The following is a 15,146-nucleotide window of genomic DNA, read 5'->3' as shown; positions in this document are numbered from 1 at the left end:
AAGCGTCCCAGCGGGATCACCGCCGCGCGCCCCATGTCGCACAATCCAAACCGTCAGCCAGACAAGCGACGGATTGGAGGCACGATGGACGCAGGCCAGCGTAAAACGCATCGTCGAGGCGCACGTCGGTCAGAAGGACTCGCAATCGCAACCGATGGCCTCACCAAGCGCTACGGTGACGCCACCGTGGTGAGCAATCTCAACCTCGAGGTGAGCGAGGGCGCCGTCTACGGCTTCCTCGGGCCCAACGGCGCGGGAAAGTCCACCACCATGAAGATGATCCTGGGCCTCGCCCACCCCACGGGTGGCAGCATCCAGGTACTGGGACGCGAGATGGGCCCCAGCAACCGCCTCGAGGTGCTGCGGCAGGTGGGCTCGATCATCGAGGGCCCCAGCTGCTACCCGCACCTCACCGCATACGAGAACCTCGACATCGTGCGCCGGCTGCGCGGACTGCCCACCAGCTGCATCGACGAGGCCCTCGAGGTCGTGCGCCTGAACGACCCCAAGACGCGCCGCAAGGTCGTCGGCCAGTTCTCGCTCGGCATGCGCCAGCGCCTGGGCATCGCAAGCGCCCTCGTCGGCCGTCCACGGCTGTTGCTGCTCGACGAGCCCACCAACGGCCTCGACCCCAGTGGCATCCACGAGATCCGCCAGCTCATCCGCGACATGCCCAACCGCTTCGGCTGCACCGTCATGGTGTCGAGCCATCTGCTCTCCGAGATAGACCAGATGGCCGACCACGTGGGCATAATCAACTCCGGCCAGATGGTCTGGCAGGGTCCCATAGCGGAGCTGCACGCCCGCGCCCGGCGCTGGATCGCCCTGCGCACCACCGACAACGCGACCGCCCTGCGAGCACTCACCGGCGCCACAGCGGACACCAACGGATGGCTGCGCATCAAGGCCGTCGACGACGCCACCGCTGGTCAGGTGAGCCTGTGCCTTGCGCGGCAAGGCGTCGGCATCGTCCGCATGGAGGAGCGCTCCCAGAGCCTGGAGGACATCTTCCTCCAGCTGACCGGCATGGAGGCGACGATCTGATGGCCGAAAGGACCCCGTCCGCGACGTCGCGGCCGCGCCGCATCCCGGCGGTTCGCCTGGAGCTCAGGAAGCTTCGCCGCAAGCACCTGCCACTCGTTGCGCTGGCCCTCATGGCCCTCGAGCTCGTCTGGCTGGGATACGGCTGGTCGGGCGACGCCGTGTCCAAGGGCGATTGGCGCGCCATCTACTGGCAGCTCCCCATGCTCAACGCCATCTTCCTCCCCCTGCTCGCGAGCATCGCCTCGAGCACCGTCTGCGACATAGAGAGCCCCGGAGGTATGCTCAAGGAGCTCCTCACCCTGCAGTCACCCCGAGAGCTCTTCCGTGCGAAGTGGCAGGCCATAACCCTTGTGCTGGGGCTTCTCGTGGTCGCGCAGACCGCGGCCAGCCTCGCTCTGACCTCGTCCCTCGGCTTTCCCTCGCTGCCGGACGCGATTGCCGTCGCCCAGTACGCAGTCTCCACGCTCGCGGTGAGCCTGCTCGTGGCGACGCTGGTCCAGGCGCTCTGCCTCATCCTGCAGAACCAGTTCCTTCCCCTCGTGGTGGGCGTGGCGCTGTCGTTTCTCGGCCTGTTCTCCATGTACCTGCCCACGGCGTTTGCCCGATTGGTCCCCAGCTCGTATTACGCGCTGCTCTCCACCGTCGAGATGAGCTCCGATGCAGGTCGGGTGGCATTCGCCTCGCGGGCCTGGCCCGTGGCGGACCTTGCCGTCATTATCATCCTGACCGTCGCGATCTACGGGTACGCAGGTCGCGGCTTCTCCCGAAAGGAGCTCTAGCATGGACGGAAGCCCTCGCGTAAGCCACGTCTCCTTCGCCACCTGCGTTCATGCGGAGCTCATCAAGATGCGCAGGGCGCCCATCTGGCTGGCCTTCGTGCTGCTGCCGGGCCTCTCCGCACTCCTGGGCTCGGCAAACTACAGTCTCAACCTGGGAGTGCTCACGCCCGGCTGGGAGAACCTGTGGACGCAGCAGACGCTCTTCGTCTGCTACTTCTTCCTGCCCGCGCTCGTCGGCGTGGCAGCAAGCCACCTGTGGCGCCTCGAGCACCAGGGTTCCAACTGGAACGAGCTCATGGTCGCGCCCGTGCCCGCCCGCCATGTCTTCTGCACCAAGCTGGTCGTCGTCGGCGTCTGCATGCTCGTGGCGTTCGCGAGCATCGTCGCGGCGTATGTGGCCTGTGGCGTCGCCCTGGGCGTACCCGGGAGCTTCCCCGTCGGGAGCACCCTGCTCTACGTGGCACTCGGTTGGCTTGGCAGCCTTGCCATCGCGGCGCTGCAGCTCGTCGTCTCGATGCTCGTCCGCAGCTTTGCGGCTCCGGTGGGCGTGGCGCTCGCAGGAGGTGTCGCCGGTCTCATGGCCACCATAGCCGGGGCGGGCTACGTGTTCCCCTACTCCCTCATGCAGATGGGCATGAACTCGAACGCGATGGTCAGCCTCTCGGCGTCCAATGTGGCGACCATCGTGGTGATGTCCGTGGCGTGGACCGCAGCGGCCGTCGCGTTCGCAACCCTGCGCCTGCGCCGCCATGACATCCACGCAAGCTAGGGCCTATGCGGGATAGAATGAGGCAAACGGAAGGAGGGAGAGGGTCATGTTCGACAGGCTGTCAGAGCGCTGGGATGCAAGCCCCCTCCTGCAGCTCGTGGCACCCGTCCTCTGCGTGGCGTGGGAGGCCATGCTCTTCACGCGCCTCTTCTTCATCGGCCTGCCCGGATCTCCCAGCCCCAGCCTGCTCTTGCCGGTGCTGCTGCTCCTGGCCTTGGGATGCGCCGCCCTCTTTGTGCGGCACCGCTGGCCGCTCGCCGTCGCCCTGGCGGAGGCCATGTCGATCGCCCTGCTCTCCCTCATGGGCGTCACGTCCGAGACGGGCGCGCTCGCCCTTGTCGCAGCCTATGCCTGCGTGGCACGCGGAAGCCAGCGGGACGCCCTGGCGGGAACCACGACGATCGTCGCAGCCCAGGCCTTCGCCTGCACGCAGGACGTCATGGCGCCGACGGGCGGGGCGGCTGTCGGCGGGACCGCCTCAACATGGGGTTTCATGCTCACGTACGTGGTCTTCCTCTCCCCTACCATCCTCACCATCGCGCTGGGCGCAATCTCGCGGCTGCGTTACGACAGGCGGCGCGCCCGCCAGGCAGAGGCTGCAGCCGAGCGAGCACGAGCCGAGGAGCTCGCCCGCGTGGCCGAGGCACGCGATGCGGCCCTCAGACGCGGGCGCATCGCCGCAGAGCTTCACGACTCCGTGGGCCACGACCTCACGGCAATCGTCGCGCTGTCAGAGGGCCTTGCCGGGACCACGGGCGACGACGAGCTCGACCGGGCCCTCGCCTCGATCAACGGCCTCGCGCGAGCGGGCCTCGAGGACACGCGCAGGGCCGTCCGCGCGCTCGCGGGCGCGAGGGATGCCAAATCTGCGGGGGCGGCGATGACGGGACCCGCGAGTGATGCCGCCGAGGCGCCCCACCGTTGGGACGAGGTGGAACCCGTGCTCGAGCACGTACGAGAGCTGGGGATCACCTGCGCCCTGACCGAGACGGGGACCAGACCCGATGACGCCAGGCAGGCCGACCTCGCGTTCTCCATCACGCGCGAGGCCCTGACCAACGCCGTCCGACACGGCGGTCGCGCGAGCGGCGGACACGTGGGCCGCATCGTCACGTCGTGGGACCATAGGCCGGACGGTACCCTCGCGCTCACCGTCCGCGACGACGGAGAGCGCACGGCCGGTACGCCATGCACGGCCGCAGGAGGTGGCAACGGCGCGGAGGAGGGTGGGCGAGGCACGGGACTTGTGCGGCTGGAGGAGGTCGTGCGCCTGTCCGGAGGCACGTTCTCCTCGGGATACGAGGACAACGCTGGCTGGACGGTCCATGCGACCATCCCGTCACAGGCTGTCCCGGGGCACAGGCTGCCACCAGGCGGGAAGGGGGTGCGGGCGCATGATACGCACCATGATCGTCGATGACCAGGAGGGCGTGCGCATGGGCCTCTCGCTCATGCTCAGGCGTGCGGATGGTGTCACGGTCGTGCTCGAGGCCGAAGATGGCCAGCAGGCCATCGACCGGCTCGCACAGGCGGAGGAGCTGGGACGTGCCCTACCGGATGTCATCCTCATGGACGTACGCATGCCCCGCATGGACGGCATCGACGCCACCGCGCGCATCACGGCGCGCTGGACGGACGTCCGCGTGCTCATCCTCACCACCTACGACGAGGACGACTACGCCTTCGGCGGGCTCTCCGCCGGCGCGTCGGGCTTTTTGCTCAAGGACGTGCATGCCGCAGAGCTTGCCCGGGCGGTACGCGCCGTCGCAGACGGCGATGCCGTGCTCACGCCGCGCATCACCCGTGCGGTCATCGAGCGAGGGATGCGCCCTGCCGAGAAGGACGAGGCCTCCCTGGGCTTTGCGGCAAGCTTCCGCGCGCTCACGCCCCGTGAGCGCGAGGTATGCCGCCTGGTGGCCGACGGGCTCTCGAACGCCGAGGTCGCCGAGAGGATCTGCATAGAGCCGGCGAGCGTCAAGCGCTCGGTGACGCGCATCCTCGCGAAGCTTGGCCTGCGTGACCGCGTCCAGTTGGCCGTCGCCTGGTACAAGTCCGGCATGGACTCCTGACGGAAGCCCTGCGGAGGGCACACCTCACGCGCCCATGTCGCGACCTCGGGAGATGGCCACACCACCCGCCAGGACGAGGCGGTTGTCCTCGTCCGCACGGAAGACGCGTACGAACTCAGCTGCGGCGCGATAGTTGAGCACCACTGCGGCCGCGCAGGGAACCAGCAGCTGGAGACCCAGCACCCCAAGGCAGAGCGAGCACAGCAGGGGCACGTAGACGCCGGCAAAAAGCAGGATGTCTCCCAGCCCCTCGAAGCGTCGCAGGTGCACGAGGATCGCACGTGACACAAGCGTCTGCCAGCCATGGCCGCACAGCAGCAGGGATAACAGCCACTTCCTCCGTGCAAGGCGGGAGCTTCTCTCTAGCTCGTGGTACAGCCCGCGGTTCGTGAGATGCATCAGCAAGCCCGAGATCAACCCTGCGCCCGCATCTGGCATCGCATCACAGGCGAGGGCAGGCACGCAGATGCGCCGCTCGAGCAGGACAAGCGCTCCGGCCAGCAGACATGCCAGAACGGCAAGCAGGGCCATCGGGAGGCCGCGAGATACTGGCATGATGGGCACGGCCGACGCAGCTGAAACGGCCAACGCGGTGGAGGTGACCATCACAGCCATGGTCCCAATGGATGCCAGGAGAACGCCCGCCCAGGACGTACACGACCTCTCGTGCAAGCGCCTTATCTCAACGACAGCACCGACAACCCCGTGTTCCTGTGGCTTGTCAACCACGTCGAGCTGCCACTGGCAAACCTACTGATGCATAATAAGGGGGACGTGCGCATCTACTCTCGCAAAGAGCTCACGGAGATGTGCCGGCGGTCGGGACTGGTCATGGAGGCCTTCGAGAACAGCGGGGTCTGGCACCTACATGCGGTCATCCGCAAGCCTCGTGGCTGAGGCGGTCATCCGCAAGCCTCGCGGCTGTGCAGCCCCGGCCTCAGGCGACCCAGGCTGGGCCGGTCCCGGCCTCGAGCGGCCCCGTCCTAGGGCAACCTCGACCTGGGGCGACCCCTCACGCAAACCTTTGTGAGTCTCGGTCGGGCGCGTTTCACAAAGATTCCCCTGTCGTCCAGTTTTACGGGTCTGCGGGATGCGTAGAGAACTACTGTGAGTATCGTTGTCCGGGCAACTCACAATACCTCGCCAGCCATCCCCAGAGCGTCTGTCTTACGGACGTGTGGTGAGCTATTGTGAAAGTGGTTGCATAATTTTTCACAAAAACTTCCCTGCCATCCACAGGGCCCCAAAAACTGGATGGCAGGGAAACTAGTGTGAAAATACGTCGGCGTGAGACAGGTCAACGCGAGACATGTCGGCGCGGGACACACCACACGCAGGCCGTCGCATGCACCACCCGTCGGCCACCGCACACAGGCCACCGCGCATACCATCTGCCGGCCGCCATGCACCATACGCCGCGTGGCAGCCGCAACGTTGGCTGCTCCAGCCGCAACGTTAGATGCTCCAGCCGGCAGACTGCTGCTGGAGCTCGGACATGTGGCGGAAGATGCCGCCGTCCTTGGCCCTGAGCTCGGCGGGGGAGCCCTCCTCCACGACCCTGCCCCCAGCCAGCACCACGATCCTGTCGGCATTCTCCACGGTGCGCATGCGATGCGCGATCACGAGAACCGTCTTGCCCACGAGCAGCCTCGTGAGAGCCTCCTGTACCTGGGTCTCGTTCTCGACGTCAAGCGAGGCCGTGGCCTCGTCCATCAGGACGATGGGCGCATCCTTCAGCAAGGCACGCGCGATGGAGATGCGCTGGCGCTCTCCGCCAGAGAGACGGCTGCCGTTCTCGCCGATCACGGTGTCGTAGCCCTGGGGCAGCTGCCCGACGAAGCCGTCGCAGTTGGCCGCGCGTGCCGCAGCGAGGACCTCCTCGTCGGTGGCATCCTTGCGACCCAGGCGGATGTTGGCCATGACCGTGTCGTCGAAGAGCGTCACGTCCTGGAAGACCACGGCATAGTCTGCGAGAAGGACCTCGGGGTCCACCGTCGAGACGTCGACGCCGCCCACGCGCACCGTGCCCGAGCTCGCATCCCAGAGGCGCGCCGCAAGGCGTGCGCAGGTCGACTTGCCCGATCCCGACGGACCCACGAGGGCCGTCACCTCACCTTCCCTCGCCGTGAAGCTCACGCTGTCGAGGACGCGCTCGCCCTGGTAGGCAAAGTCCACGTCATCGAAGACGATGTCGTGACCGACGGGCGCGAACGCCTCCTGCCCCCGCGCCACGGGCTCGTCGTAGATGGACTGGAGCCGCGAGGCCGCGACCTCGGACGCAAGCATCTCGGCGATGAGGGCAAGCGCCTGGTCGAAGGGTGCGTAGATGCGCGTGACCGTGAGCAGGAAGGCAAAGTAGACCATGAAGCCGATCTGACCGGAGAGCATGAGGGCGGCCCCCGCGACGACGGTGGTGGCAACGCCCATGCGCATGATCACCGACGCGGCGTTGACCGAGAGCCCCGTCTTGAGCTCGCTTGCGGTCTGGCTGGCCTCCGCATGATCGATCTTCTTGCGCAGCCCGTCGAGGTAGCGCTCCTCCTGGTTGGTGGCGCGAATCTCGCGGACGTTCTCGAGCGTCTCCTGGATCGCGTCGGAGACCTCGAGGGAGTCGGCACGCGCCGCCCTCTGGCTCTCGAGCGTCATCCTACGCAGGCCAAAGAGCAGCCCAAACGCCAAGGGCACGCTCCAGAGCACCGCAAGGGCGAGGCGCCACTCGAACGCGAGCAGCCCCACGGCCACGATGGCCGTCGACACGTAGGCCCCGTAGAGGTAGCCCAGGACGTGCGACCACACGTGCTCGAGGGCGTCCACGTCGCCCATGATGGTCTCGGAGAGGTCGGCAAGGTCGCGACCCATGAAGAAGGACAGCGGCAACCTGCGCAGGCGCTCGGCGAGGCCGATGCGCAGCACCCCCACCTCGTGGTAGACCGTACCGTAGGTGTTGAAGTACTGCTGCTTGTGGGCGAGGAACGACACCACCACGAACGCGACCAGCAGGGCTGCGTAGGGCAGGATGGACGGCAGCCCCCCACCCTCGGTGAGCGCCGTCACGAGCTGCGCCATGAGCTGGTAGAGGAACACGATGCCCGCGAAGTCTATGAGGTTGACCGCGATGGTCCACAGCGCGCCCTTCTTCGCATTGGTCACGCCCTGGTCGGTGAGCGCGAAGCGCCTCTTGAACCCCTCGCCAAACATCTAGGCCACCCCCTTCGAGATCTTCCACGAGACGGCCGTCTGGTAGTCGGCCCACATGCGCGCATAGAGACCGCCCGAGGCGACGAGCCCCTCATGCGATCCCTGCTCGACCACATGCCCGTGGTCGAGGACCACGATCTTGTCAGCACCCACGACGGTCGTGAGCCGGTGGGCAACCATGATCACCGTGCGGCCCTGTGCCAGGCGCTTGAAGGCCCCCTGGATGAGCCGCTCGTTCTCCGGGTCGGCAAAGGCCGTGGCCTCGTCGAGCACGACGATGGGGGCGTCCTTGAGGATCGCTCGGGCAAGCATGATGCGCTGCTGCTCACCACCCGAGAGGTAGGTCCCCCTCGTGCCGATGATCGTGTCGACGCTGTCGGGGAGCTTGGCGATGATGTCGTCGCACTGGGCCGCCGAGAGCGCCTCGCCGACCTGCTCGCGCGTCGCGTCGGGGCGCGCGACACGCACGTTCTCGAGGATCGAGGACTTGAAGAGCCGGTTGTTCTGGAAGACGAAGGCCACGTCGTCCATCAGCACATGCGGGTCCATCTCACGCACGTCGACGCCACCGACGAGCACCGACCCGGAGTCGGCATCCCAGAAGCGGGGGACGAGGCTGGCGGCCGTGGTCTTTCCGCCGCCGGAAGGCCCCACGAGCGCGACCGTGGAGCCGGCGGGGACCCTGAACGAGACGCCATCGAGGGCGGGGTGCTCCGCCCCCTCGTAGGTGAAGCGCACGTCGCAAAACTCGACGTCATTACCGCGAGGCGCCTTGGGATTGTCGGCGACCGTCATCTGAGGCGCATCCAGGACCTCCTCGATGCGTCTGAGGGCGTCATTGGCCTGCATCATGCCGCCCCCGGCGAACATGATCTTGGAGAGCGCCGTCGATATGACAGCCGAGAAGATCGCGTAGAACGCGAAGTCCGTCACAAGGCCCGCGAGGCTGCCCGTCGCGAGCGCGCCGGGCGCAAGCAGGATCACGACGGGGAGCAAGAACACGAAGGCCCCCTCGATGAAGGTGAGGTTGATGCTCTGGGGAACCTCGCAGACCGCGCGCTGGTACCTGTCGGCAAGGTCGCCGTACCTCTCGATGGAGACCTTGAGCGCCTTGAAGGAGTGGGCCGTCTGCTGGAACACCTTCACCACGGGGATGCCGCGCACGTACTCGGTGGTCGCGTGGCTCATGTCATCAAGGGCGTCCTGGTACACGCTCATGAACTGCATCTTGTCCGGCCCCATCATGGAGAAGATGCACGCGAACGATATGATCACGGCCAGCAGGCAGGCAAGGCCCATGCGCCAGTCATAGGCAAAGAGGAGCACCACGGTGGCGACGAACATCACCACGGTGCCCGAGATGTCGGCGAGGTTGTGTGCGCAGAGCTGCTCGATGTTGGCGCTCATCTTGTCGATGCGACGGCGCAGCAGGCCCGAGGCGTGCGTGTCGAAGTAGCCGAGAGGGGCGTGCATAAGCCGCTCCGAGCACATCTTGCGCACGTTGGACTGCATGCGAAACGCCGCCAGGTGCGTGCACATGAGGCCCGCGAAGTACACCATGATGCCCACGACCGAGAACCAGAACGCCGACCAGCCGTAGCCAGCGATGCTGGTGGCACGCTCCCAGTCGGGGGCCACCGCGACGAGGTCGCGCACCACGAGCCAGATGTAGACGTAGGGCACCATGGTGAACACCATCGACACGGCAACGAGCAGGCATCCGATGATGACCAGCGGCCTCCTCGTCCCCGCGAAGTCCAGAATGCGGGACAGCGAGCCACGTTGGCTCCTGCGGCCGTGGCCGCCTCCGGGGCCATGCCCATCTTTCTTCTCCTGTGACATGTCATCCTCCCAGCCGATTGCGGATGCGCTCACCAGATGACGCAGGCCGCACCACGCACGGGCGACACGGGCCGCCATGTCGCCAGCACATTAGTTAGATAGGGAGAACTTATGCCAGTCGGAGCGGATTTGCAAGCCACCCACACCTTTGAGTCGCCATGGGAGGGAATGCCGGTCGGCGTCCCTCGCCACTCCCTAGTACCTGAGACCGTGACCCCAGCTGCCGTCCTGCGCGCAGCACACGTCGGAGGCAAACTCTGCGGCATACGCGAGTCCCGCCTTGTACGCCTCCTCCTCAGAGGCGCCCCTCTTGCGGGCGTCGGCGCTCCTCACGAGGAACGCCGTGAGGAAGGAGTCGCCCGCGCCCATGGCGTCGCGCATCCGCGCGACAGGCTTGGACTCCTGGCGGTAGAACCTCTCGCCGTCAAAGGCATAGCAGCCCTCGACGCCGCGCGTGGCCGAGACCCACTTGGGGCCCAGCTCGTGGACCTTGCGCAGGCGGTCGTGCGTCTCGTCGACGCTCAGGCCAGAGGCGGAGAAGAACGCGTAGGTCACGTTGGGGGCGACCTCCTGGTAGTACTCCCACGTGGAGTCGTCGGAGAAGTCGAATGAAAGCGGGATGCCGGCCTCATGGATCTTGTGCAGCTGGCGCTCGGTGTAGCAGTAGTTGCCCGAGTGAACGATGTCGAACTGCCGCAGGTACTCCACGTCAAAGCGGTCGAGCACATAACGGGACTCGCCGCGGATGCCGCCCTGGTTGTAGTCGCCCCAGATGCGGTCGCCGTCCTCGGCGATGGACACGCAGGAGTAACCGTTCTCGCCGATGAGCTGCTTGCACTTGACGAGCTCGATACCCTCCTCGTGCAGGCTCCGTATCACGTGCTCGGCACGGTCGTCGCTGCCGAAGTAGCCCATGTAGGCGGCACGCCTCACGCCGGCCTTCTTGGCATAGACCGCGAAGTTGACGGCGTTGCCGCCGGGGTACATGGTCCTGACATGCTCGTACACGTCGACGACGTTGTCACCAAAGCCACAGACGCTGACGTCCAGATTCTGCTCCTGCATCGTTGTCACCCTCTCGGTCGATCGCTGGCACGGGTCGCGCTGGCACTTGGGCTAGTACTCGACGACGCCCATGTAGCGACGCAGGTCGGGATCGTGGCCAAAGGCCTTGCCGCGAACGCCGCGCAGCGACACGTTCATCTCGTAGAAGAAGATCGGGTCGAGGTAGCTGCGGACGGACTCGTCGACGTCGAGCATGCCGTAGTCGGCCGAGTCGAGGACCATGAGCGTGTCGGTGTGGGTGGCGAGGAAGCGCTCGGCGCGCTCGTCGATGGCGCGGTTGGCGCCGGACCCCTTCTGCAGGAAGTAGAAGACGCCGTCCTCGGTGCACTCGAAGGGGCCGTGGAAGTACTCGGCCGAGTTGATGTACGAGCAGTGCTGCCACTGCATCTCCATCAGGGAGCAGATGGCAAATCCATAGGTCTGGCAGAAGGTGGGACCGGAGCCCAGCGCGTAGAGGAAGTCATGCTCGCGGCAGAGCTCGGCGAAGCGGGGGCCAAGTTCCGCCTCCACACGCGGCTTAGCAGAGGCGATGATGCCGTCGAGTTGTGCGATGCCGGCAGCGAGGGCGTCGACCTCGTCGTAGCCGTCCTGGGTGGCCATCAGCGCTGCGGCAAGGGCAAGCGAGAAGCCCGCGGGCCTTTCCGCCTGAGGTGTGTCGTCCTCCCACTCATACACCCAGCAGGGCCACTCGCCGCTATCGATCCTGGAGCCGGCCTGGTTGGTCATGGCAAGCACGTAGGCGCCACGGGACCTGCCAATCTCGCTTGCCTCGACGGTCTCAGGCGTGCCGCCTGAGTGGCTGCAGGTGACGACCAGTGAGTCAGGGCCGAGCTTTGCGGGCGGGAAGGCGTTGAACTCCGCACCCGTGAAGATGGCGCTCTCCACGGTGGCGCTCGTCGCGTTGATCAGGCAGTGTGCCGGGTAGAGGTCGATGACGGAGCCGCCGCAGGCGACCCAGTAGACCTGCTTCACCGTGCCCTCGTCTGCCAGGATCTGCGTTGCGTAGCCAGTTGCGTCCATTTTCGCTCCTTATCGTTTTGCGCCAAACGGCACCGTTTATCAGCTGAAACATTAGGACCCAGTATTTACGCTGTTAGAGCCATGCCGCCAACGGACGGCTACGTGAGGCCGTCGTATGCCACACGCCCGTCGCTCACGGTGAGTGCGGCATTGACCTCGCGAACGTCTGCGGGGTCCGCATGCAGCACGTCGGCCTCGAGCACCACGATGTCCGCCAGCTTGCCTGGCTCGAGCGTGCCCAGGCGGTCCTCCGCATAGCAGTCGTACGCACCGTTTGCCGTCCAGGCGAGCAGCATCTCGGGCACCGTGAGCATGTTCTCCTCGCGTGCGGTGCCACCGTCGTCAAAGTGCCCGCCGCAGCCACAGTAGATCGCCTCGCCGATGGAGGGGAGCATCAGCGGCAGGTCGGTGCCACACGCCACCTTGCAGCCGGCGTCCCACATCTGGCGGCGCATCCAGTAGTGCCCAAAGCGCTTGGGGCCGATCTTCCGGCTGACCATGGCCAGGAGGTCGGCCTTCTTGTCGAGCGACTGGATCTGTGGGTACACCTCGCAGACGCCTCCGAGCGCGCCAAGGCGCTCGATGTCCTCGGGATCGGCAAGCTCCAGGTCCGTTATCGCATGGCGCTGCAACAGCCGGCCGCTATCGCCCTTGCGGCAGCGTCCGTAGAGCTCGACCACATGCGCCACCGCGGCATCTCCCTGGCAATGCAGGGAGTAGCGAAAACCCGCGTCATCGGCGGCCTCGAGCTCGTCCTCGATCAGCCCCCACTCGACGGACGCGCCGCAGCGGGAGCCCGGGTCGTCCAGATAGGGCTCCTTGAGCTCCGCCATGCCCGATCCGATGGAGCGGTCGGTCATGCGGTTGAAGCCGCTGAAGCTCACGAACGGCCCGCGAAAGCGCTCGCGCATGCGACGCCCGTGCTCCAGGTCCATGCCCCGGCCGACGGGCTGGCTCATCATCGAGACGCGTACGGTGAGCTCGTCGTCCCTCTCCATGCGCTCCATCACGTCGGCAAAGCCGTAGTAGTCGTCGAACGTCATCTCCTTTATCTGCGTGATGCCGCGCGCGTTGAGCATGCGCATGTACTGGTGGTAGAGGCCGCGCATCCTGGGATCGCGCAGATAGTCGCCCATCATGCGCCAGGTCTTCTCGGCATAGCACTCATCGGGCGAGAAGCCATAGCGCTCGCGTGCCGCGGTGTTCATCCAGCACGTGCCTCGATCTGCGGTGAACGCCACGACGGGGCGGTCAGGGAATGCCTCATCCAGAATGGATGCGGCGTCGGGGCCAAAGTCCCCCGCGTTCCAGCCGTGCCCGAACACGGGCTCGCCCTCTCCCAGCGGCTGGGCGAAGGCGAGAAGCGCCTCGATCGCAACCCGCACGTCGTGCGCGTGCGAGAGGTCGCAGCCAAGCGAGAGGAGGGCCCATCCGGCAAAGAAGGTGTGGTTGTCGGTCATGCCCGGCAGCACCGTGCGCTCGCCCGCATCGATCACGCGCGTGGCGGCGTCGACGTATGGCCGGGCATCGCCGCGCGGGCCCACCGCCACGATGCGGTTGCCCTCGGTCGCGACGAAGCCGTCGAGAGACCCGGTTCCCGTTGCGGGAAAGACGTTCTGGGAAAGGACTACCAACCTGTCCGACCTGTCTCGCATCACTACCCCCACTGCCAGGCATGCACGTGCTTCTCCCACACGAGCCATGCGCTTCTCCTGCACGCGCCTCTCCCGCACGTTCCTCTATCGGGCGGGCCTCCCCGCGCCCCAAGGGCTCCCCAAGGGCCGACGCCCCGCACGTGCATCGGGACGTCGCAGGGACGAGCTAGACGGGCAGCATGCCCGAGAGGGCGGTGACCGCGATGCCCAGCGCGGCGATCACGGCCATGAACTTCCAGCAGGTCTTCCACCACTGGCCGAAGGAGATCTTGGCCACGGCCAGCCCGGCGACGGTCATGCCCGCCGTCGGACTGATGGTATTGATGGTCTGGTTGGCCATGGCCAGGGCGGTGACGGCGGCCTCGGGGTTGACGCCCACGAGCTGGGTGAGGGGCCCGACGATGGGCATCGTCAGCGCGGCCAGCCCCGATGAGCTGGGAACCAGGAGTGACAGCAGGCCCAGGACCACGTAGAGAATCGTGGTGTAGATGGCTGACGGAACTCCCGCGAGCAGGGTCGCCATGGAGTTCAGGATGGTGTCGATGATCATGCCGTTCTCGGCGATGACCAGGATGGAGCGGGCCAGGCCGATGATGACCGCTGCATAGGCGAAGTCCGCGAGGCCTTTGACGAACTCCTCGGCCATCTCGCGCTCGGAGAGTCCGCCCACGATGCCGGAGAGCACGCCCATGCCAAAGAACACGGCAGAGATCTCGTCCATGTACCAGCTCTGCGTCACAAGGCCCCACACGATGAGGCCCATGCCCGCCGCAAAGACCACGAGCACGCCCTTCTGACGCGCACTGAACGGCTGGACGACGCTCTCGTCGCTGACGGAGAACTCGATGCGCTTGGCGATGTCGTCCGCATAGGTGATGGAGCCCTCGGGGTCACGCTTGACCCTACGGGCATAGCGCATGACCCAGACGATGGCCAGCACGGTGAAGACCACCCAGACGACGGCGCGCAGCCACAGCTGCGGGTTGCCCTCGATCCCCACGACGCCTTGGGCGATGAGCACGTTGAACGGGTTCACGGTCGAGGCGATGTAGCCGATGTTGGGGCCCATGAAGCAGATCATGAACGCCGTCATCGAGTCATATCCCAGCCCCATCATGATGGGGATAAAGATGGCATAGAACGGCAGGGCCTCCTCGGACATGCCGAAGGTGGTGCCGCAGACCGACAGCAGCAGCATCGAGACCGGAATGATCAGGATGTCCTTGTCCTTGAGCTTTCCAATGACGTGGGAGAGGCCGGCGTTGATGGCGTTGGTCTTGGTGATGATGCCAAAGGATCCGCCGATGAGGAGGACGAACGCCACGACGTCGGCGGCGGCCTGGATGCCCTGGGTCGGCGCCATCAGAAGCTCCTGGAGGTCGGTGCGCAGGTCCACCTCCTTTCCGGTCTCGTCGTCCAGGTACGTCTTCTCGGTGGGTTGGTAGGTTCCCGCAACCGCGACCTCGCGCTCGCCAGCGGCGGTCTCGATGGTCTGGCGCTCATACGACCCCGATGGAATGATCCAGGTCAGAACCGCAAAGACCACCATGAGCAGGAAGATGATCGTGTACACGTGCGGCAGCTGGAGCCCCTTGCGCCACCGCAGTCCCTTGCGCTGGGCGGACCCCTCGCGCTTCCCATCCGTGGCCGAACCCTCGTGTGCCATCCTCGCCTCTTTCTCCCGTTTCTCTCGTGCGCAGGTCGA

At 66.2% G+C, this 15,146-nt stretch carries 13 protein-coding genes; 6 read left to right on the top strand and 7 right to left on the bottom strand.

What is annotated here, in order from left to right:
- Positions 1-84: 84 nt before the first annotated feature.
- The 5 genes from OLSU_RS03135 to OLSU_RS03115 are packed head-to-tail and all read left to right on the top strand — an operon-like array spanning position 85 to position 4,661.
- The gene (locus OLSU_RS03135) at positions 85-1,044 is read left to right on the top strand and encodes an ABC transporter ATP-binding protein (RefSeq protein ID WP_013251502.1); all 960 of its coding nucleotides are present in this window, start codon (positions 85-87) and stop codon (positions 1,042-1,044) included.
- On the top strand, positions 1,044-1,823 hold the full coding sequence (locus OLSU_RS03130) for an ABC transporter permease (RefSeq protein WP_013251501.1): 780 nt from the start codon (positions 1,044-1,046) through the stop codon (positions 1,821-1,823). The genes OLSU_RS03135 and OLSU_RS03130 overlap by 1 nt, the downstream gene beginning before the upstream one ends.
- A gap of 1 nt (position 1,824) precedes the next feature.
- Positions 1,825-2,592 (top strand): ABC transporter permease, encoded by a 768-nt coding sequence (locus OLSU_RS03125; protein WP_013251500.1) that lies wholly within the window; start codon positions 1,825-1,827, stop codon positions 2,590-2,592.
- Between the two features lie 46 nt (positions 2,593-2,638).
- The gene (locus OLSU_RS03120; RefSeq protein ID WP_013251499.1) at positions 2,639-4,012 is read left to right on the top strand and encodes a sensor histidine kinase; all 1,374 of its coding nucleotides are present in this window, start codon (positions 2,639-2,641) and stop codon (positions 4,010-4,012) included.
- Entirely contained in the window at positions 3,987-4,661 is a 675-nt protein-coding gene (locus OLSU_RS03115; RefSeq protein WP_013251498.1) for a response regulator transcription factor, read from the top strand. The genes OLSU_RS03120 and OLSU_RS03115 overlap by 26 nt, the downstream gene beginning before the upstream one ends.
- A 24-nt stretch (positions 4,662-4,685) precedes the next feature.
- Here OLSU_RS03115 and OLSU_RS03110 read toward each other — a convergent pair whose 3' ends face one another.
- On the bottom strand, positions 4,686-5,216 hold the full coding sequence (locus OLSU_RS03110) for a hypothetical protein (protein WP_148219048.1): 531 nt from the start codon (positions 5,214-5,216) through the stop codon (positions 4,686-4,688).
- 111 nt (positions 5,217-5,327) lie between these two features.
- On the opposite strand from OLSU_RS03110, the gene OLSU_RS03105 reads away from it, so the two are divergent.
- A complete protein-coding gene (locus tag OLSU_RS03105; protein ID WP_013251496.1) occupies positions 5,328-5,558 on the top strand; it encodes a hypothetical protein in 231 nt (76 codons plus the stop codon).
- Between the two features lie 558 nt (positions 5,559-6,116).
- On the opposite strand, the gene OLSU_RS03100 is transcribed toward OLSU_RS03105, so the two are convergent.
- The 6 genes from OLSU_RS03100 to OLSU_RS03075 all read right to left on the bottom strand — a co-directional run bounded on the left by OLSU_RS03100 (position 6,117) and on the right by OLSU_RS03075 (position 15,107).
- A complete protein-coding gene (locus tag OLSU_RS03100) occupies positions 6,117-7,859 on the bottom strand; it encodes an ABC transporter ATP-binding protein (RefSeq protein WP_013251495.1) in 1,743 nt (580 codons plus the stop codon).
- On the bottom strand, positions 7,860-9,701 hold the full coding sequence (locus OLSU_RS03095; protein ID WP_013251494.1) for an ABC transporter ATP-binding protein: 1,842 nt from the start codon (positions 9,699-9,701) through the stop codon (positions 7,860-7,862). It lies immediately after the preceding gene.
- Positions 9,702-9,896: 195 nt separating this feature from the next.
- On the bottom strand, positions 9,897-10,766 hold the full coding sequence (locus tag OLSU_RS03090; RefSeq protein WP_013251493.1) for a PfkB family carbohydrate kinase: 870 nt from the start codon (positions 10,764-10,766) through the stop codon (positions 9,897-9,899).
- A gap of 51 nt (positions 10,767-10,817) precedes the next feature.
- Positions 10,818-11,786 (bottom strand): sugar isomerase, encoded by a 969-nt coding sequence (locus OLSU_RS03085; RefSeq protein ID WP_013251492.1) that lies wholly within the window; start codon positions 11,784-11,786, stop codon positions 10,818-10,820.
- 98 nt (positions 11,787-11,884) lie between these two features.
- Positions 11,885-13,441 (bottom strand): amidohydrolase, encoded by a 1,557-nt coding sequence (locus tag OLSU_RS03080; protein ID WP_148219047.1) that lies wholly within the window; start codon positions 13,439-13,441, stop codon positions 11,885-11,887.
- A gap of 166 nt (positions 13,442-13,607) precedes the next feature.
- Complete coding sequence (locus OLSU_RS03075; protein ID WP_013251490.1) at positions 13,608-15,107, bottom strand: YfcC family protein; 1,500 nt, start codon at positions 15,105-15,107, stop codon at positions 13,608-13,610.
- Positions 15,108-15,146: the final 39 nt, after the last annotated feature.

It is taken from the genome of Olsenella uli DSM 7084 (assembly GCF_000143845.1).
In the GTDB taxonomy this organism is placed as follows: domain Bacteria; phylum Actinomycetota; class Coriobacteriia; order Coriobacteriales; family Atopobiaceae; genus Olsenella; species Olsenella uli.
This window is presented reverse-complemented; position numbering and strand designations above follow the sequence as displayed.

Coding starts and splice junctions, on each gene's coding strand:
- OLSU_RS03085 (WP_013251492.1), bottom strand. CDS start 11,786: ATGGACGCAACTGGCTACGCAACGCAGATCCTGGCAGACGAGGGCACG.
- OLSU_RS03135 (WP_013251502.1), top strand. CDS start 85: ATGGACGCAGGCCAGCGTAAAACGCATCGTCGAGGCGCACGTCGGTCA.
- OLSU_RS03120 (WP_013251499.1), top strand. CDS start 2,639: ATGTTCGACAGGCTGTCAGAGCGCTGGGATGCAAGCCCCCTCCTGCAG.
- OLSU_RS03110 (WP_148219048.1), bottom strand. CDS start 5,216: ATGCCAGTATCTCGCGGCCTCCCGATGGCCCTGCTTGCCGTTCTGGCA.
- OLSU_RS03125 (WP_013251500.1), top strand. CDS start 1,825: ATGGACGGAAGCCCTCGCGTAAGCCACGTCTCCTTCGCCACCTGCGTT.
- OLSU_RS03075 (WP_013251490.1), bottom strand. CDS start 15,107: ATGGCACACGAGGGTTCGGCCACGGATGGGAAGCGCGAGGGGTCCGCC.
- OLSU_RS03130 (WP_013251501.1), top strand. CDS start 1,044: ATGGCCGAAAGGACCCCGTCCGCGACGTCGCGGCCGCGCCGCATCCCG.
- OLSU_RS03090 (WP_013251493.1), bottom strand. CDS start 10,766: ATGCAGGAGCAGAATCTGGACGTCAGCGTCTGTGGCTTTGGTGACAAC.
- OLSU_RS03115 (WP_013251498.1), top strand. CDS start 3,987: ATGATACGCACCATGATCGTCGATGACCAGGAGGGCGTGCGCATGGGC.
- OLSU_RS03100 (WP_013251495.1), bottom strand. CDS start 7,859: ATGTTTGGCGAGGGGTTCAAGAGGCGCTTCGCGCTCACCGACCAGGGC.
- OLSU_RS03095 (WP_013251494.1), bottom strand. CDS start 9,701: ATGTCACAGGAGAAGAAAGATGGGCATGGCCCCGGAGGCGGCCACGGC.
- OLSU_RS03080 (WP_148219047.1), bottom strand. CDS start 13,441: ATGCGAGACAGGTCGGACAGGTTGGTAGTCCTTTCCCAGAACGTCTTT.